This window comes from Bacillus sp. FSL L8-0654, from assembly GCF_038629965.1.
GTDB classification, from domain to species: domain Bacteria; phylum Bacillota; class Bacilli; order Bacillales; family Bacillaceae; genus Bacillus; species Bacillus safensis.
This window is the reverse complement of sequence record NZ_CP152026.1, coordinates 2,236,922-2,263,778: the sequence shown is the minus strand read 5'-3', so window position 1 is coordinate 2,263,778 and position 26,857 is coordinate 2,236,922. Positions and strand designations below refer to the sequence as shown.

General features: G+C 41.3%; 29 protein-coding genes. 22 read left to right on the top strand and 7 right to left on the bottom strand.

All coding sequences use genetic code 11. The features are described from left to right. The first annotated feature begins 25 nt into the window (after positions 1–25). The 11 genes from recO to MHH65_RS11520 all read left to right on the top strand — a co-directional run bounded on the left by recO (position 26) and on the right by MHH65_RS11520 (position 12,268). Positions 26–796, top strand: coding sequence for a DNA repair protein RecO (gene recO, locus MHH65_RS11570; RefSeq protein ID WP_268413827.1), 771 nt, complete (start codon positions 26–28; stop codon positions 794–796). A gap of 328 nt (positions 797–1,124) precedes the next feature. Beyond that, positions 1,125–2,012 carry a glycine--tRNA ligase subunit alpha gene (glyQ, locus tag MHH65_RS11565; protein ID WP_012010611.1) on the top strand — a complete coding sequence of 296 codons (888 nt, stop codon included), beginning with the start codon at positions 1,125–1,127 and terminating at the stop codon, positions 2,010–2,012. Then, positions 2,005–4,050: a glycine--tRNA ligase subunit beta gene (gene glyS, locus MHH65_RS11560; protein ID WP_120208221.1), complete on the top strand. Its 2,046-nt coding sequence runs from the start codon at positions 2,005–2,007 to the stop codon at positions 4,048–4,050. The genes glyQ and glyS overlap by 8 nt, the downstream gene beginning before the upstream one ends. A 167-nt stretch (positions 4,051–4,217) precedes the next feature. Further along, positions 4,218–4,856, top strand: a complete 639-nt coding sequence (locus MHH65_RS11555) for a helix-turn-helix transcriptional regulator (protein ID WP_024423017.1) — start codon at positions 4,218–4,220, stop codon at positions 4,854–4,856. 25 nt (positions 4,857–4,881) lie between these two features. After that, positions 4,882–5,703 (top strand): pyruvate, water dikinase regulatory protein, encoded by an 822-nt coding sequence (locus MHH65_RS11550; protein WP_008342399.1) that lies wholly within the window; start codon positions 4,882–4,884, stop codon positions 5,701–5,703. 261 nt (positions 5,704–5,964) lie between these two features. Next, positions 5,965–6,465 carry a YaiI/YqxD family protein gene (locus MHH65_RS11545; protein WP_024423016.1) on the top strand — a complete coding sequence of 167 codons (501 nt, stop codon included), beginning with the start codon at positions 5,965–5,967 and terminating at the stop codon, positions 6,463–6,465. Positions 6,466–6,498: 33 nt separating this feature from the next. Then, positions 6,499–8,328 (top strand): DNA primase, encoded by a 1,830-nt coding sequence (dnaG, locus tag MHH65_RS11540; protein WP_024423015.1) that lies wholly within the window; start codon positions 6,499–6,501, stop codon positions 8,326–8,328. Positions 8,329–8,534: 206 nt separating this feature from the next. Then, complete coding sequence (rpoD, locus tag MHH65_RS11535) at positions 8,535–9,656, top strand: RNA polymerase sigma factor RpoD (RefSeq protein ID WP_008342392.1); 1,122 nt, start codon at positions 8,535–8,537, stop codon at positions 9,654–9,656. A gap of 301 nt (positions 9,657–9,957) precedes the next feature. Then, the gene (gene cccA / locus MHH65_RS11530) at positions 9,958–10,317 is read left to right on the top strand and encodes a cytochrome c550 (protein WP_034280134.1); all 360 of its coding nucleotides are present in this window, start codon (positions 9,958–9,960) and stop codon (positions 10,315–10,317) included. Positions 10,318–10,437: 120 nt separating this feature from the next. Further along, complete coding sequence (locus MHH65_RS11525; protein ID WP_268413833.1) at positions 10,438–11,154, top strand: tRNA (adenine(22)-N(1))-methyltransferase TrmK; 717 nt, start codon at positions 10,438–10,440, stop codon at positions 11,152–11,154. Further along, positions 11,147–12,268 carry a Nif3-like dinuclear metal center hexameric protein gene (locus MHH65_RS11520; protein WP_041117999.1) on the top strand — a complete coding sequence of 374 codons (1,122 nt, stop codon included), beginning with the start codon at positions 11,147–11,149 and terminating at the stop codon, positions 12,266–12,268. Before MHH65_RS11525 ends, MHH65_RS11520 begins: the two co-directional genes overlap by 8 nt. Before the next feature lie 37 nt (positions 12,269–12,305). On the opposite strand, the gene MHH65_RS11515 is transcribed toward MHH65_RS11520, so the two are convergent. Together MHH65_RS11515 and vrrA are read right to left on the bottom strand one after the other, a co-directional pair. After that, positions 12,306–13,250, bottom strand: coding sequence for a 4-hydroxy-3-methylbut-2-enyl diphosphate reductase (locus MHH65_RS11515; protein ID WP_034280141.1), 945 nt, complete (start codon positions 13,248–13,250; stop codon positions 12,306–12,308). A gap of 157 nt (positions 13,251–13,407) precedes the next feature. Beyond that, positions 13,408–14,112: a VrrA/YqfQ family protein gene (gene vrrA, locus MHH65_RS11510; RefSeq protein ID WP_041117998.1), complete on the bottom strand. Its 705-nt coding sequence runs from the start codon at positions 14,110–14,112 to the stop codon at positions 13,408–13,410. A gap of 155 nt (positions 14,113–14,267) precedes the next feature. Between vrrA and MHH65_RS11505 the strand changes: the two genes are divergently transcribed. Both MHH65_RS11505 and MHH65_RS11500 read left to right on the top strand, forming a co-directional pair. Then, positions 14,268–15,587: a DEAD/DEAH box helicase gene (locus tag MHH65_RS11505; RefSeq protein ID WP_024423009.1), complete on the top strand. Its 1,320-nt coding sequence runs from the start codon at positions 14,268–14,270 to the stop codon at positions 15,585–15,587. Positions 15,588–15,596: 9 nt separating this feature from the next. Next, positions 15,597–16,490, top strand: a complete 894-nt coding sequence (locus MHH65_RS11500) for a deoxyribonuclease IV (protein ID WP_041117997.1) — start codon at positions 15,597–15,599, stop codon at positions 16,488–16,490. A gap of 48 nt (positions 16,491–16,538) precedes the next feature. On the opposite strand, the gene MHH65_RS11495 is transcribed toward MHH65_RS11500, so the two are convergent. Further along, complete coding sequence (locus tag MHH65_RS11495) at positions 16,539–16,793, bottom strand: DUF2624 domain-containing protein (RefSeq protein ID WP_024423008.1); 255 nt, start codon at positions 16,791–16,793, stop codon at positions 16,539–16,541. A gap of 140 nt (positions 16,794–16,933) precedes the next feature. Here MHH65_RS11495 and MHH65_RS11490 point away from each other — a divergent pair, with 140 nt between their 5' ends. From MHH65_RS11490 to MHH65_RS11470, 5 genes are all read left to right on the top strand, one after another. Continuing rightward, the gene (locus tag MHH65_RS11490) at positions 16,934–17,815 is read left to right on the top strand and encodes a YitT family protein (protein WP_024427967.1); all 882 of its coding nucleotides are present in this window, start codon (positions 16,934–16,936) and stop codon (positions 17,813–17,815) included. Positions 17,816–17,950: 135 nt separating this feature from the next. Further along, on the top strand, positions 17,951–18,727 hold the full coding sequence (locus tag MHH65_RS11485; protein ID WP_024423006.1) for a metal ABC transporter ATP-binding protein: 777 nt from the start codon (positions 17,951–17,953) through the stop codon (positions 18,725–18,727). After that, entirely contained in the window at positions 18,727–19,587 is an 861-nt protein-coding gene (locus MHH65_RS11480) for a metal ABC transporter permease (RefSeq protein ID WP_034280150.1), read from the top strand. The genes MHH65_RS11485 and MHH65_RS11480 overlap by 1 nt, the downstream gene beginning before the upstream one ends. After that, positions 19,565–19,993 (top strand): Fur family transcriptional regulator, encoded by a 429-nt coding sequence (locus MHH65_RS11475; RefSeq protein WP_003217433.1) that lies wholly within the window; start codon positions 19,565–19,567, stop codon positions 19,991–19,993. The genes MHH65_RS11480 and MHH65_RS11475 overlap by 23 nt, the downstream gene beginning before the upstream one ends. Before the next feature lie 119 nt (positions 19,994–20,112). Beyond that, entirely contained in the window at positions 20,113–21,030 is a 918-nt protein-coding gene (locus tag MHH65_RS11470; protein WP_098676952.1) for an ROK family protein, read from the top strand. A 66-nt stretch (positions 21,031–21,096) separates the two neighbouring features. Here MHH65_RS11470 and MHH65_RS11465 read toward each other — a convergent pair whose 3' ends face one another. After that, complete coding sequence (locus MHH65_RS11465; RefSeq protein ID WP_034280154.1) at positions 21,097–21,675, bottom strand: nucleotidase; 579 nt, start codon at positions 21,673–21,675, stop codon at positions 21,097–21,099. Between the two features lie 139 nt (positions 21,676–21,814). Here MHH65_RS11465 and MHH65_RS11460 point away from each other — a divergent pair, with 139 nt between their 5' ends. Further along, positions 21,815–22,177, top strand: coding sequence for a DUF308 domain-containing protein (locus MHH65_RS11460; protein ID WP_024423002.1), 363 nt, complete (start codon positions 21,815–21,817; stop codon positions 22,175–22,177). A 43-nt stretch (positions 22,178–22,220) separates the two neighbouring features. On the opposite strand, the gene ispG is transcribed toward MHH65_RS11460, so the two are convergent. Beyond that, positions 22,221–23,336 carry a flavodoxin-dependent (E)-4-hydroxy-3-methylbut-2-enyl-diphosphate synthase gene (gene ispG / locus MHH65_RS11455; protein WP_024423001.1) on the bottom strand — a complete coding sequence of 372 codons (1,116 nt, stop codon included), beginning with the start codon at positions 23,334–23,336 and terminating at the stop codon, positions 22,221–22,223. 105 nt (positions 23,337–23,441) lie between these two features. Next, positions 23,442–23,744: a hypothetical protein gene (locus MHH65_RS11450; protein ID WP_039180007.1), complete on the bottom strand. Its 303-nt coding sequence runs from the start codon at positions 23,742–23,744 to the stop codon at positions 23,442–23,444. Between the two features lie 200 nt (positions 23,745–23,944). Here MHH65_RS11450 and MHH65_RS11445 point away from each other — a divergent pair, with 200 nt between their 5' ends. Beyond that, complete coding sequence (locus MHH65_RS11445; RefSeq protein ID WP_098677416.1) at positions 23,945–24,490, top strand: GNAT family protein; 546 nt, start codon at positions 23,945–23,947, stop codon at positions 24,488–24,490. Between the two features lie 72 nt (positions 24,491–24,562). On the opposite strand, the gene MHH65_RS11440 is transcribed toward MHH65_RS11445, so the two are convergent. Then, on the bottom strand, positions 24,563–25,321 hold the full coding sequence (locus MHH65_RS11440; RefSeq protein WP_041117993.1) for a DUF1189 domain-containing protein: 759 nt from the start codon (positions 25,319–25,321) through the stop codon (positions 24,563–24,565). A gap of 144 nt (positions 25,322–25,465) precedes the next feature. Between MHH65_RS11440 and MHH65_RS11435 the strand changes: the two genes are divergently transcribed. Together MHH65_RS11435 and sodA are read left to right on the top strand one after the other, a co-directional pair. Further along, complete coding sequence (locus MHH65_RS11435; protein ID WP_024427974.1) at positions 25,466–25,951, top strand: DUF456 domain-containing protein; 486 nt, start codon at positions 25,466–25,468, stop codon at positions 25,949–25,951. A gap of 182 nt (positions 25,952–26,133) precedes the next feature. Continuing rightward, positions 26,134–26,742, top strand: coding sequence for a superoxide dismutase SodA (gene sodA / locus MHH65_RS11430; RefSeq protein ID WP_098677417.1), 609 nt, complete (start codon positions 26,134–26,136; stop codon positions 26,740–26,742). Positions 26,743–26,857: the final 115 nt, after the last annotated feature.

Genomic DNA, 26,857 nt, shown 5'->3' with positions numbered 1-26,857 from the left:
CCTCCAATGCTCGGAGTGTAGACAAATGCTCATTAAAAGTGAAGGAATCGTCCTTAGAACAACAGATTATGGCGAAACAAACAAAATTGTCACGCTGCTCACTAGAGAACATGGAAAAATTGGCGTGATGGCAAGAGGCGCTAAAAAATCAAACAGCCGCCTGTCAGCTATAAGCCAGCCGTTTTTATACGGCACCTTTCTCATCCAATCATCAACAGGACTTGGAACGCTCCAGCAAGGCGAAATGATTGAAAGTATGCGGGCCATTCGGGAAGACTTATTTCTGACCGCATATGCCGCATATATGACGGAATTGATGGATAAAGGGACAGAAGAAAAAAAGCCAAACCCTTATTTGTTTGAGCTTCTGCTTCAATCTCTGCGTCATCTCAACGAAGGTACAGATGCTGATATTATTTTATTTATCTTAGAGGTCAAAATGTTATCAGTGATGGGGATGAAGCCTGAACTTGATCAATGTGTGCACTGTGGTCAAAAAGAAGGGCAGTTCCATTTCTCAATAAGAGATAACGGCTTCATTTGCCAAAATTGTTTTTCGAAAGATCCATATAAACTGCCCTTATCCCCCGCAGCTGCAAGGCTGCTCCGTTTGTTTCATTATTTTGATTTATCAAGGCTTGGTCAGGTTGATGTGAAACAGCAGACGAAACAAGAAATTCGTCAAGTGCTTGATCACTACTATGACGAATATTCCGGCCTCTATTTAAAATCAAAAAAATTCATGAATCAGATGGAATCCATGAAAAAGCTAATGGGCGGGGAAAACAAAAGTTGACATCTCCCATGACTTTTTGTAAGATCATCTAAGATAAAATATGTTGCATTGACAGAAAGAAGTACTTACGTAAAATCCATAAAAGCGACCTTAGGGCGGTGTGAGCTAAGGATGGAGGCGTAACGAAAGGCATTCTTGAGCAACGTAAAACAAAGCGGCTGGGTGCTACTACACCAGCAAATAGGGTGGAACCGCGGGAAAAACTCTCGTCCCTATGTTTGCAAGAACCTTGCGAGCATAGAGACGGGAGTTTTTGTGTTCTCTTACAAGGTTCTCATCCCACCCGCCATACATAGCGGTTGGTCTAGAAAAGATGGAGGTGCGATCATTGAATATTCAAGACATGATTTTGACGTTGCAAAAGCATTGGTCAAATGAAGGCTGCGTATTAATGCAGGCGTATGACACAGAAAAAGGTGCCGGAACGATGAGTCCATACACGTTCCTCAGAAGCATCGGCCCAGAGCCGTGGAAGGTAGCTTATGTAGAGCCTTCAAGACGCCCGGCTGATGGCAGATATGGAGAAAACCCAAATAGATTGTATCAGCATCACCAATTTCAAGTGATCATTAAGCCATCACCTGACAATATTCAAGAGCTATATCTTGAATCATTGAAGGCACTTGGCATTGACCCGCTGAAACATGATATTCGTTTTGTGGAAGATAACTGGGAAAATCCATCTCTTGGCTGTGCAGGACTTGGCTGGGAAGTATGGCTTGATGGGATGGAAATTACGCAGTTCACGTATTTCCAACAAGTCGGCGGCTTAGAATGTAAGCCCGTTTCTGTTGAAATCACATACGGTATTGAACGTCTTGCTTCTTACATCCAGGACAAAGAAAATGTCTTCGATCTTGAATGGACAGACGGATTTACGGTCAGAGATTTATTCTTAATGGCTGAATACGAGCACTCTGTTTATACATTTGAAACATCTAATACTGACATGCTGTTCGAGCTATTTACAACCTATGAGAAAGAAGCACATAGCCAAATGGACAAAGGGCTTGTTCACCCGGCATACGATTATGTCCTCAAATGCTCTCATACGTTTAACCTGCTCGATGCAAAGGGTGCTATTTCTGTGACTGAGCGAACTGGTTATATCGGAAGAGTGCGTCAGTTAGCAAGAAAAGTAGCCAAAACCTATTATGAAGAACGCGAAAAACTGGGATTCCCTATGCTAAAAGAGGAGGCGGCTTCTCATGAATAAACAAGATGTATTACTTGAAATCGGCTTAGAAGAGATGCCGGCTCGTTTCATGCCAGAGAGCACAAAGCAGCTGGGTGAGAAAGTAAAAGCATGGTTTGAAACGCAAAATATTTCATTCGAAGAGACTGCTTTATTTAACTCACCTAGACGTCTTGCTGTACTTGTGAAAGGTGTCGCAGAAAAACAAGAAGACATTAAGGAAGAAGCAAAAGGCCCGGCTAAAAAAATTGCCCAAGATGCTGAAGGCAATTGGACAAAAGCAGCTGAAGGCTTTGCAAGAGGACAAGGTGCTTCAACAGATGATCTCTATTTCAAAGAGATCAAAGGAGTAGATTATGTCCATGTCCAAAAGTTTCAAGAAGGAAAGCAAGTCAAAGACCTTCTGCCAGCGTTAGGTGAAATCGCCGCTTCATTAAGTTTTCCAAAGAACATGAGATGGGGAAGCGAGGATTTACGCTATATCCGTCCGATTAAATGGATTGTTTGTTTATTTGGAAAAGAGATTGTACCTGTTGAAATTGCTGGGGTGAAAAGCGGCCGGGAGACTAGAGGACACCGTTTCCTTGGAACGACAGCCAGCATTGACACACCTGCTTCCTATGAACAAACTTTGCGCGATCAATTTGTGATTGCAGACTCAGAGAAAAGAAAACAATTCATTACTGAACAGCTAGATGCGCTATCTTTAGAAAAAGGCTGGGTCATTCCTGTTGATCCTGAACTTTTAGAAGAAGTGAACGACCTTGTAGAATATCCAACTGTGCTGTCTGGTTCCTTTGAAGAAGAGTTTCTTGCATTGCCGGAAGAAGTATTGGTGACGACAATGAAAGAGCATCAGCGCTACTTCCCTGTGAAAAATGAGCAAGGGGAATTATTGCCGCACTTTATTACAGTCAGAAATGGAAACAGTGAGGCGCTCGAAAATGTCGCAAGAGGGAATGAAAAAGTACTTCGTGCGCGTTTATCAGATGCTGCATTCTTCTATAAAGAAGACGAAAAACTAGTGATTGAAGACAATATTAAAAAGCTTGATAAAGTGGTATTCCATGAGAAACTTGGAACAATCGGCGACAAGCTGAAGAGAGTGACAGACATTGCAACCCGTCTAGCGGCGCATGTCGGAGCAGATGACGAAACCACTAAACGTGTGGCGAGAGCAGCAAGTATTTCGAAGTTTGACCTTGTGACTCAAATGGTCTATGAATTCCCAGAATTACAAGGAATCATGGGTGAGAAATATGCAAGAGCTCTTGGTGAACATGAAGAAGTAGCAAGAAGCATCAACGAGCACTATATGCCGCGCTTTGCTGGTGACGAGGCGCCGTCCACTTTGATTGGTGCGATTGTGGCAGTAGCAGATAAGCTTGATTCTATTTGTTCATTCTTCTCAATTGATGTGATCCCAACGGGTTCTCAAGACCCTTATGGACTTAGAAGACAAGCGAGCGGTATCGTTCAAATCCTGCTCGACCGTCATTGGAATATTTCATTTAAAGAGCTGCTAGCACTTGCACAAGTAAAGGCAGAACATGAAGCTGCTCTAATTGAATTTTTAACACATCGTTTAAAATATGTTCTTCAAGCAGAGCATATCCGCCATGATGTTGTTGATGCAGTGCTGGATGTTGAAAATATTGAGCCATATGCAGTCGTCAAAAAAGCAGCTGTTCTTGAAGAGAGTGTGAAACAAGAAAGCTTCAAAGAAACGGCTGAAGCATTGGGACGCGTCATTTCAATCAGTAAAAAAGGGGAAGATGCAGAGATTCAGCCTGAACTGTTTGAAAATGAACATGAGCAAAAGCTGTTTGAGGCGTATCAGCAAGTAGAGAAAGCTGTAAAGGAACATGTAGCAGCAGGACAATACAGCTTGGCACTTGAGGCGCTGGATACGTTAAAAACACCGATTGTTCATTATTTCGATCATACAATGGTTCATGCGGATGATGAAAAACTGAAGCGAAATCGTTTAGCACAAATGGTCAAACTAGCCAAAGTCATTCAATCATTTGCGAATATGAACAATTTAATTGTAAAATAAATACCTAAGAACGGTTGCCTTTTCCGAAGGGCAATCGTTTTTTACTCATTTAATTCAAGGTTTTTGAGTGGATTTTTGTTTCATTCGGACAAAGATGCGCTATAATATGATGAGTTATGAAAATGATATACATAAAATAAAGATTTCGCTCTCTCTATTTAAAGGTGGTGAGTACAATCGAGTTAAATAAACGGCAAGAGCAGATTTTACAGATTGTCAAAGAGAATGGTCCGATCACTGGAGAGCATATCGCCGATCGGCTGAACTTAACAAGGGCGACCCTCAGACCGGATTTAGCCATTTTAACAATGTCAGGCTTTTTAGAAGCAAGACCAAGGGTCGGCTACTTTTTCACAGGAAAAACAGGCACGCAGCTTCTCGCAGATAAGCTGAAAAAACTTCAAGTGAAAGACTTTCAATCCATTCCAGTGGTAATACATGAGAATGTTTCGGTTTATGATGCGATTTGTACGATGTTTTTAGAGGATGTGGGCACATTATTCGTTGTGGACGATCACTCTATTTTAACAGGCGTGTTATCAAGAAAAGACCTCCTCCGCGCAAGTATAGGGAAACAGGAGCTTCCATCTATCCCTGTCCATATTATTATGACAAGAATGCCGAACATCACCGTTTGCCGCAAGGAAGATTTCATTATGGATGTGGCGAAGCACTTGATTGAAAAGCAAATAGATGCACTTCCTGTGATAAAAGATACGGATAAAGGCTTTGAAGTGGTCGGAAGAATTACGAAAACAAATATGACGAAAATACTTGTCAGCTTATCGGAGAACGAAATAATCTAATGACAGAAGACTGCGAGGGGATGTTATGAGTAATCGCGTAATTTTTGTGGTATCAGATTCAGTTGGAGAAACGGCAGAGCTCGTGGTCAAAGCGGCACTTAGCCAATTTGATGGCGGCTCATCAGACCATTCAAATATTAGAAGAATCCCGTATGTAGAAGATGTTGGTACGATTAAAGAAGTCATTTCACTGGCGAAAGCAGATAATGGGATCGTCTGCTTTACTCTTGTTGTGCCAGAAATGCGCCAATTCTTAATCGAGGAAGCAGAAGCAAACGGTGTCGTTTATTATGACATCATCGGTCCGCTCATTGATAAAATGGAAACGGCATATGGAAATGAAGCGAAACATGAGCCGGGTCGTGTACGTCAATTAGATGAGGACTATTTTAAAAAGGTAGAAGCCATCGAGTTCGCTGTGAAATACGATGACGGCAGAGACCCAAGAGGTATTCTAAAGGCTGATATTGTGCTCATTGGTGTATCACGCACGTCCAAGACACCATTATCTCAATATTTGGCACATAAGCGGCTGAAGGTAGCGAACGTTCCAATTGTACCTGAAGTTGATCCGCCAGAAGAGTTATTTTCAGTTGATCCGAAGAAATGTATCGGTTTAAAAATTAGTCCAGACAAACTAAATCATATTCGCAAAGAGCGTTTAAAATCTCTTGGTTTAAATGATCGCGCTATTTATGCGAACATTGAGCGGATTAAAGAGGAACTAGAGTATTTTGAAAAAGTGGTTGACCGCATTAACTGTCAAGTCGTTGATGTATCGAATAAAGCAGTTGAGGAAACGGCAAATGTCATTCATCAAATGCTGACCAAAAGAGGTTCCGAATAAACTCAGGATGCTCCTCCTGGGTTTTTCCTATGGTGGGAAACGGGTAAACAAAAACAATGGCATATTTGCTGCATTTGTATTATAATAAAAAATTGTGATAAAATGATTGATTTTAGGTTTAAGTTAAGTCAAGAACGAATAAACTAATATTGGCAGAAGTCAAGTGATTCCGAACATAACTTTTCGACAAAATGAGTTTTACTGTTGATTGCTTTATGGGGGAAAAGTATGGTCTTTTTGCTTCTCTAAAGCAGGAATAAGGTGGAGGGATGGAGAATTAGTCACCTGAATGAACGTAAAAAAGAGAGGACGATTTATGTCGATGCAGATGCTTGTCCTGTAAAAGACGAAATCCTTTCTGTCGCATCTCAATTTCAAGTACCAGTGACATTCATTGCTTCATATGAGCATTTTCAAACCAAAAGATCTCCACTTGAAGATTGGCGGTTTGTAGATACACATAAGGAAGCAGCGGATTTAGTCATTGCAAACTCAGCTGCCGCACATGATATTGTCGTCACCCAAGATATTGGTCTTGCCTCCTTACTGCTTCCGAGACAGGTCATTGTTCTGTCTGAAAGAGGACGAATGTACACAAACGAAACAATTGATTTTGATTTGGAACGCAGGCATGTTTCTAGCAAACAGCGAAGAAAAGGTGTATACGGAAAAGGTCCCAAAAAGCTTTTAGAAGAGGATAAGAAGCGATTTATGGCGCAACTACAAAAAATCCTGTCGAATCATGAAGGATTTTTAAATTAAAAGGCGAATAATGTACGACGGAGTGTTATTAGGATGAGCAAACGTATACCAGATGAACTTTTGGAGCAGATCCAAAAAAACGCAGACATTGTCGAAGTGATTGGAGAATACGTACAGCTTAGAAAGCAAGGTCGAAATTACTTCGGTCTTTGTCCATTCCATGGTGAAAATACTCCTTCATTCTCTGTTTCAGCAGATAAGCAAATCTTCCATTGTTTCGGCTGTGGTGCAGGAGGCAATGTGTTTTCTTTCCTCAGACAAATGGAAGGCTACTCATTTATTGAAGCCGTTTCACATGTGGCTGATAAGTACCATATTGATCTGCCTGATCAGGTAGCGAATGCTCAGATGAGTTCCTCTCAGCAAGAGGACACTGCAGATCATAAAATGATTGAGGCCCATGAGCTTCTTAAGAAATTTTACCACCATTTGCTGGTAAATACAAAGGAAGGTCAAAACGCACTCGATTATTTACGGTCCAGAGGCTTTACGGATGAAACAATTGCCAAGTTTGAGATCGGGTATGCTCTTGATTCTTGGGATTTCGTGACCAAGTTTTTAGAAAAACGAGGATTTGATCCTGTGATGATGGAGAAGGCTGGTCTTTTGATTCAACGTGAAAACGGCACAGGCTTTTTTGACCGCTTTAGAGATCGTGTCATGTTTCCCATTCATGATCATCATGGAACGGTCATCGCTTTTTCCGGAAGATCGCTTGGTGATCAGCAGCCTAAATATATGAATAGTCCTGAAACGCCGCTTTTTCATAAAAGTAAGCTGCTTTATCACTTTCATGACGCACGTATGCATATTCGCAAACGCGAACGGGCGGTTCTTTTTGAAGGATTTGCAGACGTCATCTCAGCTGTTACATCAGGTGTCGGTGAAAGTGTTGCAACAATGGGTACGTCTCTTACAGAAGAGCACGTAAAGCTTCTCAGGCGGAACGTAGAAGAGATCATCCTTTGCTATGACTCTGATACGGCCGGATACGAAGCGACCATGAAAGCATCAGATTTGCTTGGAAAAAGAGGATGTAAAGTTCGCGTTGCCATGATACCAGATGGACTTGATCCAGATGATTACATTCGTAAATATGGCGGCGAGAAATTTAGGAATGACATCATAGATGCAAGTGTGACATTAATGACGTTTAAGATGAATTTTTTCCGAAGAGGAAAAAACTTATCAGACGAAGGAGACCGTCTTACTTATATGAAGCAGGTTCTCCGAGAAATCAGCCGGTTAAACGGCTCTTTGGAGCAAGAGATTTACATGAAACAGCTTGCTGGGGAGTTTTCCATCTCACTTGACTCATTAAAAGAACAACTGGAGCTGTTTGAAAAACAGCAGCGGCAAGAAACCAAAAGCACGCAGGAAGAAAACGGGCTTGAAAAACGGCGTGCACATCTGTCAACACAAGTGAGAAGAAAGCGTCTGCGGCCGGCATATGAAAATGCAGAGCGAATGCTGCTTGCTCATATGTTAAAAAGCGATGACGTGATCCGCAAAGTACTTGACAGAATCGGGATTGAATTTAATATAGATTCGCACAGGGCGCTGGCAACGTACATTTATGCCTTGTATGAAGAAGGCAAAGAACCAACGCCGCAGCACCTGATGAACCGTATAGAAGATGATGTCATGAATCAGCTGTTGACGGATATATTGATGATTCAAGTCGGAGACGAACTAAGTGAAGCTGAATTAAGTGATTATGTAAAAAAAGTGTTGAATCATCGGAATTTGTCAATGATAAAGGAAAAAGAACTAGAACGTGCAGAAGCGGAGAGGCAAAAAGATTTCTTCAAAGCGGCAACACTTGCAAAAGAAATTATTCAGTTGAACCGTTCGCTGAAGTAATACGTCTATTATTAATGACAGGACTTACGGCTGGCAATGAATCCTTTACGGGAGGAGCATAAGACCGCAAGCATCTTGCCTTCATCATTATTTATTTTATTTCCTATTTGCTTCGTCATCTGTTTGATAGAGAGAGAAAAGCAGGGCGGAAGTAAATCGCAAGTTACTTTAGAATTCGTTGCAAGCTTTGGAAGGAGGGATCCATAATGGCTGATAAACAAGCCCACGAAACCGAAACTGAATTAACCTTTGAACAGGTGAGAGATAAGCTCACTGAAACGGGTAAAAAACGGGGCGTTTTAACATACGAAGAAATTGCAGAGCGTATGTCTAGCTTTGAAATTGAATCAGACCAAATGGATGAATACTATGAATACTTAGGCGAACAGGGTGTAGAGCTCATTAGTGAAAACGAAGAGACAGAAGACCCAAATGTTCAGCAGCTGGCTAAAGCAGAAGAAGAATTTGACCTGAATGATTTAAGCGTACCACCAGGTGTCAAAATCAATGATCCTGTTCGTATGTACTTAAAAGAAATCGGACGCGTCAATTTGTTATCTGCTAAAGAAGAAATTACGTATGCTCAAAAGATCGAAGAGGGCGATGAGGAATCAAAAAGAAGATTAGCGGAAGCGAACCTTCGTCTCGTTGTCAGCATTGCGAAACGCTATGTCGGTCGTGGTATGCTGTTCCTTGACTTGATTCAAGAAGGAAACATGGGTCTGATGAAGGCGGTTGAGAAGTTTGATTACCGCAAAGGATATAAATTCTCAACATATGCGACTTGGTGGATTAGACAGGCGATCACACGTGCGATTGCCGATCAGGCGAGAACAATCCGGATTCCGGTTCATATGGTGGAAACGATTAATAAATTGATCCGTGTTCAAAGACAGCTTCTGCAAGACCTAGGCAGAGAACCAACGCCTGAGGAAATTGCTGAAGACATGGATTTAACTCCAGAAAAGGTAAGAGAGATTCTTAAAATTGCGCAAGAGCCTGTATCTTTAGAAACACCTATTGGTGAAGAAGATGACTCGCATCTTGGTGATTTTATCGAAGACCAAGAGGCGACATCTCCATCTGACCACGCTGCGTATGAACTCTTAAAAGAGCAGCTTGAAGATGTATTAGACACGCTGACGGACCGTGAAGAAAATGTGCTAAGACTACGTTTCGGACTAGACGACGGAAGAACTCGCACGTTAGAAGAGGTTGGAAAGGTGTTCGGCGTAACAAGAGAGCGTATCAGACAAATTGAAGCGAAAGCTCTTCGTAAATTAAGACACCCAAGCAGAAGTAAACGATTAAAAGACTTCTTAGAGTAGAAACCGGACGGATCTTAAAAGAGATCCGTTCTTTCTTATCAAAAATGAAAACGCTTTTTTCAATCTGATTATATTTTACTGAATAACAAATGAATTTGCAACGTTCTTAGAGAAAAGATGTATAAAAAATACATCTAAATGTGCTGAAGGCTTCATTTCTCATCTTGAATCATTTTTGTCTAATCTGTGAACTTGACCAAAGTTTTGTATCATAATACGTTTACTTTTTGTAAAATTAAAGTAGAATTAGAATTGTTTGCATAGTCTCAAAGGGGTTTTCACAAAGGGGAGGATGAAAGAAATGAAACGGAATCCACTTATACCATTTTTATTGATTGCCATTTTAGGTATTGGACTCACTTTTTTCTTATCAATGAAGGGGCTGAAAGATGAAGAAAAAATTGCCTCTGGGGGCAAAGAGCAAAAGCAAGAAGAGACAGCAAATGCAACGCCGGAAGAATTGTATAAGCAGAACTGTCTAAGCTGTCACGGGGAAAACTATGAAGGCGGCGCAGGTCCTGCATTAAAAGGTGTTGGAGACAAGCTTGAAGTAGCTGACATCAAGAAGAAAATCCAAGAAGGCGGCAACGGGATGCCAGGCGGGCTGATTCCAAATGAAAAGCTCGATGAAATGGCGGAATGGGTGTCTAAAATTAAATAATCTTACACAAAAAGCTCTTTTTCAAAAGAAGAGCTTTTTTCATTTGAAAACGACTTTTAAAAAGTCCATAATTTATATAAGATAGACAAGTATGAACATTAAAGAAAAGTAGTGATACGTATGAATGAAATGAATTTATCGAGACGATTAAAAAAAGTCGCAGACTTTTTACCAGATGAGGCAGTCTTCGCTGATATCGGCTCAGATCATGCCTATTTGCCATGCTATGCGATCCTGCATCAAAAAGCAGTGAAAGCCATTGCTGGTGAAATTACCGATGGACCGCTTCAATCGGCGCAGCAGCAAGTACATAGACTTGAATTAGATGAAGAAATTTCGGTCAGAAAAGGAAATGGCCTTGAAGTCATTGAAAAAGGCGAAGTGAATGCAGTGACGATTGCAGGTATGGGCGGGGCACTCATCGCAAGCATTCTAAATGAAGGAAGGCATAAGCTCGCAGGCCATGAGAGGCTCATTCTTCAGCCGAATATCCATGCCCATCATATTCGTTTATGGCTTTATCAAGAGGGGTATGAATTGATAGATGAAGTCATTTTAGAAGAGGACGGCAAAATATACGAAATCATCATTGCAGAAAAAGGCGATAAAGATAAAGCCTATGAAGGAATGTCACTTGAAGCAGGCATGCTGGTTGGACCGTTTCTTGCGAAAGAGCAAAATGACGTCTTCCGGCGCAAGTGGATGCAAGAGCTTCAGCATATGGAGAAGATAGAAAGTCAAATTCAGCAGGCGGCGCGGACAGAAGAAAATAAAGAACGCCTTGAAGAGCTGAATGCGAAAATAAAGATGCTAAAGGAGGTTTTGACTGTTGGCTAAAACAGTAAACGGGCATGAAATCATCCAATTGTTTGAACAATTTTCACCAAAGGCATACGCCATGGAAGGGGATAAAATTGGTCTTCAGATTGGGACTTTAAATAAAAAAGTAACCAATGTGATGATTACCTTGGATGTATTAGAGAATGTAGTAGATGAGGCGATCGAGCGAAAAGTGGATCTTATTATTGCCCACCATCCGCCGATTTTCCGTCCATTAAAACATGTAGCGACGGATCAGCCGGCTGGACGTATCATTGAAAAATGCATCAAACATGATATTGCGGTATATGTGGCACATACGAATTTAGACGTAGCTGATGGCGGAGTCAATGACCTGCTTGCTGAGGCCTTAGAGCTTGAAGAAACAAGAGTGTTAGTGCCGACATACGAAGATCCAATCAAACAGCTTGCTCTGTATGTCCCAGTGGAATTTGAAGAGGCCATCCGGACAGCTTTAGGAAATGCGGGCGCCGGCCATATCGGCAACTACAGCCATTGTGCGTTTTCAAATGAAGGGACAGGCAGCTTTCTGCCATCAGAAGAAGCTGAGCCGTTTATTGGTGAGTCGGGTCAATTAGAATTTGTGAAAGAAGTGCGGATTGAAACCATTTTCCCAGCAAGTATAGAAAAACAAGTGATTCGCGAAATGATCAAAGCACATCCTTATGAAGAAGTCGCCTATAGTGTACACACGACAGACCTTCCTCCTATTCAAAAAGGTCTTGGCCGTATTGGAGAGCTAAATGAGCCAATGACACTGAGAGATTTCACACAATTTGTGAAAACGAAGCTGGATGTGAATGGTGCTCGTTTTGTAGGAGACCAAAACGCTGTTGTGAAAAAAGTGGCGGTGCTTGGCGGAGACGGAAATAAATACATCCATCAAGCGAAAAGAATGGGTGCAGATGTGTATGTGACAGGAGACCTTTATTTCCATGTTGCGCACGATGCCATGATGCTAGGGCTGAACGTTGTGGACCCGGGGCATTATGCTGAAAAAATTATGAAAGAGGGCGTAAAGGCGAAGCTTCAATCGCTGTGTGCGGATAAAAAATATAACGTACAGCTCTTTGTTTCTGAATCAAACACAAACCCATTTCAATTTATGTAAACAAAAAACGTCAGAGCGGATATGCTCTGACGTTTTCTTATTTCTTTGTTTTGACGCGAGGTAAAATTTTAGAAAGGGGAACAGTCCGTTCAATCTTCCAGGTCGTTTCATCATCTGGTTCATAGTTTTCTAAGAAACGAATGACTTCCTTTGTAATAGGTGTTGGTGTTGAAGCACCAGCAGTAACGGCAACGGTTTTGACGCCCTGCAGCCACTCCAGCTTGAGTTCACTTAAGTCGCCAATACGGTAAGCCTGCGTTCCGGCAATCTCCATTGACACTTGTGCGAGACGGTTAGAGTTATTACTTTTTGGATCGCCGACAACAATGGTTAAATCGGCTTGGCCAGCTTGCTGCGATACAGCTTCCTGACGCACCTGTGTCGCAAGGCAAATTTCTTGATGATACTCGACGTGAGGGTATTTCTCTTTAATCAGCTCCATCAAGTCGTGGACATCCCATTGCGACATCGTCGTTTGGTTCGTGATAAGCAGTTTTTCTGATGTTAAATCGAGTGCCTCAATGTCGGCTTCTGTTTCGACAAGGTGTACCTTGTCAGGGGCTACTCCGACAGCTCCTTCTGGCTCAGGATGACCCTTTTTCCCAATATAAATAATGTCATAGCCATCGGCTGTTTTCTCTGAAATGAGTTCGTGAGTTTTCGTTACATCTGGACAGGTCGCATCAATGGTGACAAGGCCTTTTTCTTCTGCGATTTGACGAACCTCAGGAGAAACGCCGTGAGCCGTGAAAATGACTGTTCCGCTTTCAACCTGCTTTAAAATGTCTAAGCGGTTTGGTCCGTCCAGTGTGTAAATACCATCTTCCTCGAAGGCATCAGTGACATGTTTGTTGTGCACAATCATACCTAATATATAAATTGGGCGTGGCAAGTTCTTATCAAGTGCGGCATTTTTAGCAATGACCATTGCATCCACAACGCCATAGCAATAGCCACGCGGCGATATTTTAATTACATTCATTTATTCGTCCTCCTGTAGGGAAGTGCTGCTAGAGAAGAACAATATAAAAAGCCGTAAAAAACGGCTTTTTATCATTCTCTTGCTTCCATTATAGCCAAAGTAAGCGTATATATCAAAGATTGTTATACGCAGTGAACACTTCGCCGTTAAAAGATCACTAGACATATAGTTTTGGAACAGAGCTGCCAGATCTTTTTTTCGGTTTTGCTTGAGGAGCAGGTGATGTGTGAGGTGCTGTTTTTTTGACGAGGATGTCTTCTGGTTCTTTATTTTTTTCTATTTCGTCAGTTTGTGCTTCTTCCTCGGGCACTTCTGTTTCTGCGCTGGTCTCCGCTGATTCTGCATCAGCATCATTTGCACTTTCTTCATCATCATCCGCACTGCCAAGCTGGCTGTACAGTTTAATCATCGCCGGCAAATTTCTCACTAAAGGACCGTATTGCTGAATCATTGGCGTAAATTGCTGCGCCATCCCGAGCACTTTTTGAACATTTCCTAACATGCTTGAGAGGGTTGCAGGATTTGTGAAGCTCTGGATTCCTTGTAATCCCGCACCACCTCCAGAGACTCCAGCTCCTCCTGCGCCAGGAAGAAATTTAGAGAGCATGCCTTTAATTCCTGCTCCGCCGCCTAGTGCACGGCTCTCACCTCCTGGAATACCGCCCATCCCGGGTAAACCGCCTCCCTGTACAGACGGGGAGCGAGGCATCATTTGCTGAAATGGATTGCCCTGCCCTTGAAAAGGCTGCTGGATAGGAGGCTGCTGCCCTCTTTGAAACATTCCGGGCTGTCCGCCATTTCCAAGGTGCCGGCGTGAGGGACGGCGCGGCTGAAAATCGCCCATAGGCCTTTGCCCTAACATACTTGTACCTCCCTTACTGCATTCTCTTTCTCTTCATAGGTTATGCAAGGAAGCACTAATTGGTTTCCTGTAGGAAAAGCGGACATGGTTTTTTTACTGAAAATCAGCTATAATGAGGAGATGAGCAAAAAGGCATTGCCTTAAGGAGTGAAAACATGAAAGAAACGAAATTTACGACATATGAATTAAAGCCTTTTATTATAGATGCTATTCATGAACTAGGCTTTTATGAGCCGACTGATATTCAAAAAAGAATCATCCCTGCTGTTTTAAAAGGAGAAAGCGTGATTGGCCAGTCACAAACCGGAACAGGAAAAACTCATGCCTACTTACTGCCGCTGATTCATTCAATTGATCCAAGCAAAGAACAGGTACAAGTAGTGATTACTGCACCTACAAGAGAATTAGCCAATCAAATTTTCAAAGAAGCTCAAACGATTTTAAAGAATGCTTCTCCAGAAGAAGAGATCAAAGCAAAGCTTTACATTGGCGGAACGGACAAGCAGAAATCAATTCAAAAGCTAAAAAACCAGCCGCATTTGGTTGTCGGTACACCTGGACGTATTGCTGACCTCATTCATGAGCAGGCGCTGAATGTTTATAAAGCGACCTCTCTTGTTATTGATGAAGCTGATTTAATGCTGGATATGGGATTTTTAGAAGATGTGGACCGTATTGGTGCACAAATGCCAGAACAGCTGCAAATGCTTGTGTTCTCTGCAACCATTCCAGAAAAACTAAAGCCTTTCTTGAAGAAATATATGGACAATCCAAAGTATGCGCATGTTGAACCAAGACGGATTACAGCAGAAAACATTCAGCATATTTTAGTTCCGTCTAAACAGCGTGATAAATTAAAATTGCTCCATGAAATGGTGACGAATGTACAGCCTTATTTAGGAATCATTTTTGCCAATACAAAAACAACTGTTGATGAAATCGCATCGTTCCTACAAGAAAAAGGAATGAAAATCGGTGTGCTTCATGGCGGATTAACGCCGCGCGAACGTAAAAAAGTTATGAAACAAATTGAAGATTTGGAGTTCACTTATATTGTGGCATCTGATCTTGCAGCACGCGGGATTGACATCAAAGGCGTCAGCCACGTGATTAACTATGAACTTCCATCTGATCTTGATTTTTATGTGCACCGAGTTGGAAGAACAGCTCGTGCTGGTTCTTCTGGAATTGCCATGACCATTTATGAGCTGGCTGATGAGGATGCACTCATTCAAATTGAGAAAATGGGCGTTGTATTTGAAAACAAAACCATTGTTCATGGCGAATGGCGAGATGCAGATGACCGTCTAAAGCGTCAAAGACGTAAAAAAGCCCCGAATGAAATTGAAGAAAAAGCAAAACGTCTTGTGAGAAAACCGAAAGCCGTCAAACCTGGATACAAAAAGAAAATGACACGTGAGATGGATAAAATCAAAAGACAGGAACGTAGAAAGTCAAAGCGTAATGGAAAGTAGGGGGAAACATTGTTAAAGATTGGTTCACATGTATCCATGAGCGGAAAACATATGCTTCTTGCAGCGAGTGAGGAAGCTGCCTCTTATGGTTCGAATACGTTTATGATTTATACAGGTGCACCGCAAAATACGCGCCGCAAAAAAATTGAAGACCTGAATATTGAAGCTGGACAAGCGCATATGAAAGAGCATGGCATGACGGATATCGTCGTGCATGCTCCGTATATTATCAATATTGGAAATACAGTGAATCCAGCGACATTTGAGCTTGGTGTAGACTTTCTTCGATCTGAGATTGAGCGTACAAAAGCGCTGGGAGCAAGACAAATTGTTCTCCACCCGGGTGCGCATGTCGGAGCAGGGGCAGAAGCAGGGATTCAAAAAATCATTGAAGGTTTAAACGAAGTCATTGTAAAAGGTCAAGAGGTTCAAATTGCACTTGAAACAATGGCAGGAAAAGGATCAGAGTGCGGAAGAAGCTTTGAAGAGCTTGCCCAAATTATCGACGGAGTGACACATAACGAAGCTCTTTCTGTCTGCTTTGATACGTGTCACACGCATGATGCTGGTTACCCGATTGTGAGTGACTTTGATGGTGTATTAGAAGAATTTGACCGAATCGTCGGTATTGACCGAATCAAAGTTCTTCATATTAATGACAGTAAAAACGTACAAGGCGCAAGAAAAGACCGACATGAAAATATCGGTTTTGGTGAAATTGGTTTCGATGCACTGAGCTATATTGTGCATCATCCGCAGCTTCAAGATGTGCCGAAAATTCTAGAAACGCCTTATGTAGGTGAAGATAAAAAGAACAAAAAACCACCTTACAAATTCGAAATTGCGATGCTGAAAGAAAAGCAATTTGATGAAGGCTTACTAGATAAAATTACGGGTCAGTAAAAAAGGATGCAACATGTTGAGGTGCCGCTAAATGCGGCCCTTTTTTGCTTAACTTGTAAACTGGTTAAACAAATCATTCACAGTCTGTGCTGTCTGTTTAGAAGTAATCGCTTCCACTTGCTTAAGAAGCCGGTTACGCTCTGAGTCATTAAAAATATTGATGTTTTTCCCGTTCATGAGTTTGGCAACCTCAGCAGCTTGATGAGACGTTAAACTGACGCCGTACTGTTTCGCATACCTTAACAGATCGTTTGCTGTGATCTGATTGAGCCGCTGCAGGACAATTTTTTGAATTAAAATCAATTCCATTCCTCCCCTCTGTAACAATGTATGGGCGAAAACGGAAAATGTGCAAAAAATTTTATTTTATTCTGTGAAATGATAAAATAGTAAAGTGAATAAAATGTTCATTGAAAATTTAACATGTGTAGAAGGGAGAACGTATGGCAAATAGTAAACAGCATAGAAAGGAATCAGTGCCTCATTTTATTTTGAGAATTTTTCTGATTCTAGTAGGAGCTGCATGTGCAGCAGTCAGCATTGAATTATTTTTAGTGCCAAACAATATTATTGATGGAGGCATCATCGGCATTTCGCTTATTTTGGATTATCTCTTTACAGATAACCCGTTTATAAATTTTGCGACGATTGTTGTCATTTTAAATATTCCATTTATGATATCAGGATACAAGCATATTGGGAAAACCTTTCTGATTTCCACTGTGATTGGGATTGTCAGCTTAGCCGTGATTGAATCTTCACTTCATCATGTGGAGGCATTTACAACACAGCCGATCTTAGCCACTGTATTTGGAGGGCTATTACTTGGATTTGGTGTTGGACTTGTCATCCGTAATGGAGGTTCAATGGATGGAACAGAGATCTTGGGAATTCTTCTGACGAAAAAAATTCCTTTCTCCGTCGGTGAGTTTGTCATGATCGTCAATGTGTTCATTTTCATTTGGGCAGGCTTTGTATTCGGACCAGAGCAGGCTATGTATTCTGTCATGACATATTATTTGGCAATGAAAACAATTGATGCTGTTATTCAAGGGCTTGATGAAACAAAAGCTGTGATTATCGTATCAGACTATTATGATGAAATTTCAGATGCGATTCTGCATCGACTCGGCAGGGGAACGACAAAGCTGAGAGGAAAAGGCGGCTATACAGATGAAGAAAAAGATGTCATCTACGCCGTTGTCACAAGGCTTGAAATTACAAAGCTGAAATCCATTGTATTTGAAATTGATGATCAAGCATTTATCACGATTATGGATACGCATGAAACAAAAGGCGGTAAGTTCAAAACAGCCATTCATTAGCTTTTATTTTACTTTTTTATCTTTCTTTTATATAATGAAATGTATGTATGGACAGAGAAAATGGCAAAAGCCATTTTCTTTTTGTTGTATAAATCGTAATCATTCTTTTTATATTGATTAAAGGTGGAAAGATTCATGGCAAAGCCAATTATTGAAATGAAGGACATTTCGTACTCGTATGGACAGCGAAATGTCATTGATCACATTCATTTAACAGTAGAGGAAGGAAACTTTCTAGCACTTGTTGGACCGAATGGTTCTGGTAAAACAACCTTATTAAAATGCCTGCTTGGGCTCATTAAACCGCAGCAAGGTGAATTAAAGCTATTTGGCACGCCTGTTTCAAAATTTAGAGACTGGGATCAAATTGGATTTGTTTCTCAAAAGGCGAATAGCTTTAATACGGGTTTCCCTGCTTCTGTATATGAGGTCGTCGCAAGCGGACTGACCGCGAAAATTGGTTTGTTTAAACGAATGAGCAAGCAGGATAAATGGCAAGTAGAAGATGCCATTCGCTCAGTTGGCATACAAGATTTAAAGCATCAAAACATCGGTGAGCTTTCTGGCGGACAGCAGCAGCGTGCATTTATTGCCCGTGCGCTTGTCAGCCAGCCGAAGCTGCTCATTTTGGATGAGCCCACGGTTGGAGTAGACCAGCGGACAGTAGAAGGCTTTTATCAGCTGCTCGAAACATTAAACAAAGAAAAAGGAATGTCTTTAATTCTCGTCACACACGACGTTGGCACCGTTTCTGATAAAGTCACCCATGTGGCTTGTTTAAATCAGACACTGCATTTCCACGGGGATGCAGAAGCGTTTGATTCAATGGATGATCAGGCGCTATCGCAATTTTACGGGCATGACATTCAAGTGATTCATCACGACCATCACCATCATGGGGGACATGAATAATGCTATTTCCATTTTTTCATTATGAATTTTTACAAAATGCGTTTATCGCAGGTATACTGATTGGTTTTATTGCGCCCTTACTTGGTGTATTTATTGTCGTAAGAAGGCTCTCGCTTATTGCAGATGCCCTCAGTCACGTATCACTTGCCGGTATTGCCGCAAGTCTATTTCTTGATAAAAAGTTTGGCCTTTTGACAGGGGTAAGCCCGCTCTACTTAGGGATGGCTTTTTCTGTTGCGGGTTCATTGTTTATTGAACGCCTGCGCTCAGTGTATAAGCATTATCAGGAGCTTGCCATTCCTATTATTTTATCAGGGGGTATTGGGATCTCCGTCATCTTCATTTCACTAGCGAATGGCTTTAATACAGATTTGTTTAGTTATTTATTCGGAAGTGTCAGTGCGGTTTCAAGACTTGATCTTTGGATTATTGTAGGGATCTCACTCGTTGTTGTGTTAGTTGTTGTGCTTTTATATAAAGAATTGTTTCTGCTTTCTTTTGATGAAGAGCATGCAAAGGCTTCTGGTATTTCAGCAAAATGGATTCATTTTATTTTTATCTTAGTCGTTGCACTTGTCATTGCGGCATCGATGCGTATCGTCGGTACACTGCTTGTGTCGGCGCTCATGACGCTTCCTGTTGCGGCAAGTATCCGCATTGCCAAAGGATTCAAACAGGCAATTTTCCTTTCGATCTTATTTGGTGAATTGTCTGTATTGGCCGGATTGATTTTAAGCTATTATCTTGATTTAGCGCCAGGCGGAACCATTGTGATGCTGTCTATCTTGATTTTAATCGGGTGTATTAGTATTGGGAAATTCAGAAGGGGGAATCAACATGAACGTACAAGAAGCGCTTGATTTATTAAAGGAAAAAGGCTACAAATATACAAGCAAACGTGAAGACATGCTTCAATTGTTTTCTGATTCTGATAAATACTTGACGGCTAAAAATGTGCTGACGGCACTAAGTGAAGACTACCCTGGTCTCAGCTTTGATACGATTTATCGAAACTTGTCACTATATGAAGACCTTGGAATATTAGAAACAACAGAATTGTCAGGGGAGAAACTATTCCGTTTTAAATGTTCATTTTCCCATCATCACCATCACTTTATTTGTCTTACATGCGGGAAAACAAAAGAGATCGATGCCTGCCCTATGGACAAGCTCGACGCCGATTTAGAGGATTATCATATTAGTGGACATAAATTTGAAATATATGGAACATGTCCTTCCTGCGAACCGAAGGAAGTTCACTCATGAGAAAGCCAGCCCTGGAGCTGGCTTTTTTGTTTTCTCTTTTGAAAACGTTTTACAAAGGGAGGCTGTTTCATTAAAATGAGATCAAGGTACTACATTTTGAAGTAAAGGGAGGGGTAAAAGTGGCCTATTATGTCGTGTTTGATGTAGGCGGGACCAGAACGAAACATGGATTAATGGACCAGGATGGAAAGCTGGTCTCTAGCGGTGACTATCAGACGAACTGCCGACAGCTTGAACCGTTTTTAGAAGCCATGGCAGATGTGGTCAAGGAATATCAAAGGATGACGAATGTCAGCGGTATCGCCATCAGTCTACCAGGCTTTGTGGACAGTGAATCAGGTTATACAGAATTTGCAGGCGCCATCATCGCCTTAAATGGTCAAAATGTAAAAGCACTTTTAGAAGAGAAAACGTCTCTTCGTGTAGAAGTGGAAAATGATGCGAACTGTGCAGCTCTCGCAGAAAAATACAGCGGTCATGCGAAAGATTGTGACAGCTTTATTTGTATGACAATTGGCACGGGTGTCGGCGGGGGTATTTTTGCTAATGGTCAGCTTGTCCGCGGTGCATCCTTCCGCGGTGGTGAATTTGGCATGATGCTGACAGAGACGGAAAATGGCCAGTTTACAACTCTTAACAGCAGCGCTTCAACGGCTGGATTAATTCGGAGCTATAAAGAAAAGCAAGGAATACCGCAAAGTACTCAAATAGACGGTCAAGAAATTTTTGAAAAGGCGAAGCATGATCCGGCCATTGAGAAGCTGTTGGATCAATGGTACAAGCGAATAGCCATAGGCGTTTACAATGTAGCGACTGTTCTTAACCCAGAGAAAATCCTCATTGGCGGAGGCGTAAGTGCAAGACCAGATTTATTACAAAACATTGAAAAACATTTACATACACTGCATGCATGGAAGAACATTCAGGTGAAGCTGGAAACTTGCTGCTACTTAAATCAGGCAGGCATGAAGGGGGCACTTTACCATTTCCTCATGAAAGAAGGGCAGCTTGCTCCATTAAAAAAGCCGATACATTAAATGTATCGGCTTCAGCGTGTAGACAAATCCTCGTGTTTGTTCCGCTTCGGTGCTCGCTCAGTTACATTAATAAGCAGTTTGCAGACGCTGCTCGTATTGTTTGATCCACTTAGATGCTTCCTGCCAGTTGTTTACGCGTATAATTCTATCGTCGATCGGCATCTGGTTATAAGGGGAGTTAAAAAGGATAACCGGGATGTCAGCCTCTTTTGCAATCATTGTGGCATTGCCATGATGGTCTTCAAAAAATACATCAATTTTGTGCTTTTGCACGGCTTCCAGCTTATGATGACCGCCAACCAGCTCAATAGCATCATAGTGTACGTCATGTTCTTGAAACCACTTGTAGGTGATATCCGAATGCTGCTGCCTTCTTGCGGTAATATAAATCAGTCTGTGCTGCAGCTTCATTTCGTCGAGGATCTCTTTTGCACCCTCAGCAGGCTCTGCCTGTTTATAAATAAGAGGCTCGTGCTGATCCATCCAGCCCCAAAATTCTTCTTGAGAAATCTTTAAAAGCTTCGTCAAATCATACTCTGTCATATCTTCTAGTGTCATGGCACATTGGAACGACTCATTTAAGTAGGGAACAAAGGTGTCCTGCGCCGTCACTGTACCATCAATATCAATTCCTAAACGTAACATGCCCACACTCCTCATTTTTATACTCTTAAAGTGTAACATAATCAATTCACAATTCCAGCAAGTTTTAGCAATCATGAAACAGACATTTTTGCTCATACTAAAAAAGCTCCTTTCTATTAACCAAAAGGGGGAATTGATCATGGAAAGAGACGAGGATTTCAGAAGAAATGATCGTGAAATCGACACACACTTTAGTAATGATGATGGCTATTTAGAGGAAACAGCTGCTGAAATTGCAGAGCCATATCAAGCTTCAAGAGATCGAGAAGATAGACGAGGACGTGACCAAGCAGGTGACGATTCAGGCAGTAAAGGGATAGGCTATACAGCACTCGCGATTGCGATTATCTCATTATTTGTCTTGCCGGTGCTATTAGGGGTAGCGGCAATCGTCGTTGGTTATATTGCACGAAGAAAAGGAGCACATGCGCTTGGCGCGTGGTCAATTGGGATCGGAATTGTTTCCGTCATCCTAGGCATATTTATCACCCCGTTCTTTTAACAAGAACAGAAAAACGCCTGACTATGACGTCAGGCGTTTTTTGTTAGGCATTCGCTTGTTTTTCTTTTTCAGCTTCCATTTTCGCATAATGTTCTTCAGCGATTTTATCAATTTCTTTTTTCAGTTCTTCGACCATTGTTTCTTCCGGTACTTTACGAACAATTTCACCTTTACGGAACAATAAGCCTTCGCCTCTAGCGCCTGCGATTCCGATGTCCGCTTCACGCGCTTCACCTGGACCGTTAACAGCGCAGCCGAGAACAGCTACTTTAATCGGTGCTTTAATTTTAGAAATATATTCTTCGACTTCATTTGCAATGCTGATGAGGTCAATTTCAATTCGTCCACAAGTTGGGCAGGAGATCAGTGTTGCTGCATTTGATGCAAGACCAAATGATTTCAACAATTCACGTGCTACTTTTACTTCTTCAACTGGGTCAGCACTTAATGAAATGCGGAGTGTGTTCCCAATTCCCATATTCAAAATAGCGCCAAGTCCAGCTGCACTTTTGACTGTACCTGCAAATAACGTACCTGATTCTGTAATCCCAAGGTGAAGAGGATAATCAAAGGCTTTAGCCGCTTTTTCGTATGCTTCAATTGCAAGGTTTACATCAGATGCTTTCATACTGACGATGATGTCATGAAAGTCTAGGTCTTCTAAAATTTTAATGTGATGCAGTGCACTTTCGACCATACCATCTGCTGTTGGGTAGCCGTATTTATCAAGAATTTTTTTCTCTAATGAACCAGCGTTTACGCCAATACGGATTGGAATGCCTTTTTCTTTTGCTGCTTTGACAACCGCTTCGACTTTTTCTCTTCTTCCGATGTTTCCTGGATTGATTCGGATTTTGTCTGCGCCTGCTTCAATCGCTTTCAGGGCAAGCTTATAGTCAAAATGAATATCCACAACAAGCGGGATGTTAATTTGCTTTTTAATGTCCGCAATTGCATTTGCTGCACGCTCATCTGGACATGCGACACGCACGATTTGACAGCCTGCCTCTTCTAAACGTTTAATTTCAGCGACTGTCGCTTCGACATCATGTGTTTTGGTTGTTGCCATACTTTGAATGACAACCTCATTATTTCCACCTATAGTTAAAGGTCCCACTTTGACGGGACGCGTTTTAGTACGATGTGTGACTTCACTCACTTGTCAATCGCTCCTTAGTGTACAAGCAATCCTTTGCCGTGTACGTCGTGTTTTACAGTTCATATTGTAACAGTCTCTTTGTATGAATGACAAGGAATTAACGTTTTATCTCTTGTAGACAGGAAACTTATATGTGCTGCCTGCTCTGATTTCGTTCGCTTTAACACCTTGATTCAGCTCCTCGAAATCTTTAATGACGTCATCAAGCGGCTTGCTTGTATGTACGATGGAGAGGACCGTTTCACCTTGTTTTACAGTGACGTTCTTATATGTCTTTTTCTCAGCTGTTTGAAGGGCACTTGCTGGGACAGCTGGGTTTTCCTCAACAGGAATGGTTCCATTTTTTAAATCAAAAAAGATAATAAAGAGGACAAACAAACTGATTAGTAAAAAAAGAATTCGCCGCATTTTACTCACCGCTTTTAAGAGTTTACTTCAGTCTATGCATGTCCTGAAATGATAGAACCAAAAAGAGGAGAAAAGCTGGAAAGGATGGTTCTAGTTAGTCCTAGTATGTCTTGTAATAAAAACTTCTTGGGTCGTTGGTGTAGTAAATAGGAGAGCAACCTCATATGGCCAGTATGATAAAATAATAATGGGGGGATTTTATGAAGAAGGTTAGTCAGCATATATATGTGAGAACACTAACAGAAAATGATGCAGAATCACTGTTAACATTAGAGCTTGAGAACCGCTCATATTTTCAGGAATTTACACCTTTGGTCAAAGATGATTTCTTCACGTTAACTCGCCAAATTGAGCGAATTCAGCGGAGTAGGCAAAAAAGTGCACAAGATGAATCTAACATGCACGGTATTTTCTTAAATGAAACCGATGCCTTAATTGGGACGATCTCATTAAGTTCTGTCGTAAGAGGTCCGATAGAAGGAGCTTGGCTCGGGTATGTACTCGATCAAAGGCAGGGCGGAAATGGATATATGACAGAAGCCATTCGTTTAATCATTGACTATGCCTTTTTTGAGTTGAATCTCCATCGTATTGAGGCTGGAGTAAAGCCGAGTAATAAGGGTTCCATTCGTGTACTTGAAAAGACAGGTTTTGAAAATGAGGGACTAAATCGTAAAAAAGTAAAGATTAATGGAGTGTGGGAGGATCACTATTTATTTGCGATCATCCATCCAGATGAGTCCTAGCATGAACATACATAAAAAGCTCCTCCGAGCCGGGGGAGCTTTCATTGTGTAGACAAATCCTTGTTGGATGGATCATTTACTTTTTTTTGCAGGTATTTCTTTCACAACAAGATATAAGAAGATAAAGTTAATGACCCAATTTAATAAAAATGAGTTTGCAACAGGCGTGTTTAATGCACTCATAATGGCGAAAAAGACCGTTGTTAAAGTGAGTGAATAAGCGGAGAGCTTCCAAAGCATTTGGAAAGACAGCTCTTTTTGCTGCATTCGTTTAATAAATGTACCAAGCATCGCAAGGAATGTTGCGCTGATAAACATGAGAGCCGCAGTTGATAAATATAGTAGTACACAGATGACAGGGATGATAATCGCTTGGTTCTGATTTGTGACCCGTGCGAGTTCATCTTTTGTCAGCGTTCCACCAAGGAGCTGATATGGAATATCTGTCATTTGCCCATCAATGGCAATCACTGCTTTTTCCTTTAATAAAGCGATGGCCGTTTGCTTTGATTCTAGCTCACTTGCTTTTATTTTTTCAGCAGGATCAAAGATGATCGTGATGCCGTTTTCTTCTTTTTCTATTGGTGCACTTTGATCCGCTTGAAGTTTTCCTTTTTCGATTGAAAAGTCGGGTAAATCTTTTTTGATCACATGCTGAAATCCTGACATCGCATTCGAGATCTCTTGGCTCATATGATACCCCTGAGGAACTGCTGCGATGATTGAAAGGATAAAAATGAATAAAATTGCTTTACCGATCCCTGTAAAGCGTGCTTTAGCAATATCTTTTGGTGAATAAATTCCTTTTAACAATAGATTAAATACGTTCAATACCCATTCACTTCCTACATTCTTTTCTATTTCTCATATTGTATCAATGTCTATCCATCAAGTACAAGTATGGCCTTCATCACTGGTTAAGATAGAAGGAATGAGGCATAATGTATACAGCATATAAAAGGAGGCGGCAGGGTCTTGGACATTTTGTATTGGATACTGATTGGCTGTGCATTTATCATTGCGTTTGTTGGACTGGTTTATCCAATTATCCCGAGTGTAGTCTTTATGGTTCTCGGATTTATTCTATATGGTTTCTTCTTTAGCTTCGAGCCGCTTACACTGACGTTCTGGCTTATTCAAGCCATGTTTACTGCCGTCTTATTTGCGGCAGATTATGTCTCAAACCTGATTGGGGTAAAGCGCTTTGGCGGCAGCAAGGCAGCTATTTGGGGAAGCACCATTGGGTTATTAGCTGGTCCTTTTGTGATACCAATTGCAGGAATTATTATTGGTCCATTTCTCGGGAGTGTCATTGCAGAGCTCCTTGTTCATCAAAAAGATCTGAAGACGAGTGTGAAAGTCGGATTAGGCTCATTAATTGGATTTGTATCAGGTGTTTTTGCAAAAGGATTGATTCAAGCGCTGATGCTTGGCATCTTTTTATTTTATGTCCTTCGCTAAGTTGAAAAAGGGTGTTTAAAACTTTTTCAAAAGGGCTAAATACAAAATAAACACTGAAATGTTTCAGAACATGAGCAATAACGTTGAAACAAGCTGTTTCTTTTGATACTCTTTGAGTAGGGTGAATTGCTGACTTACAAAGGAAGCATTTCAGTACATACATTTTAAGGAGGAATTTAACCATGGCTTTTAAACTTCCAGAATTACCATATGCTTACGATGCATTAGAACCACATATCGACAAGGAAACAATGACGATTCACCACACTAAACACCACAACACATATGTAACAAATTTAAACAAAGCAATCGAAGGTGTATCAGCTCTTGAAGATCAATCAATTGAAGAGCTAGTGGCTAACTTAAACTCAGTGCCTGAAAACATTCGTACTGCTGTACGTAACAATGGCGGAGGACATGCGAACCACTCATTATTCTGGACGCTTCTTTCACCAAACGGTGGCGGCGCACCAACTGGTGAACTTGCAGATGCGATCGAAAAAGAACTAGGTGGATTTGAAAAATTCAAATCTGATTTCGCTGCAGCAGCTGCAGGACGCTTTGGTTCTGGTTGGGCATGGCTTGTTGTGAACAATGGAAAACTTGAAATCACAAGCACGCCAAACCAAGATTCTCCTTTAACTGTAGGAAAAACGCCAATTCTAGGACTAGACGTTTGGGAGCATGCTTACTACCTAAACTACCAAAACCGTCGTCCTGATTACATTTCAGCATTCTGGAATGTTGTGAACTGGGATGAAGTAGCTCGCCTTTACAGCGAAGCTAAATAAATCATTTGATTTGAAAAGACCTGCTCTTTAGAGAAGCAGGTCTTTTTATATTTTCCCTCCTTTTTTTACATATCTGCCTTTTGATGAGACAGACTATTGTGTAGAAAAGGAGAAT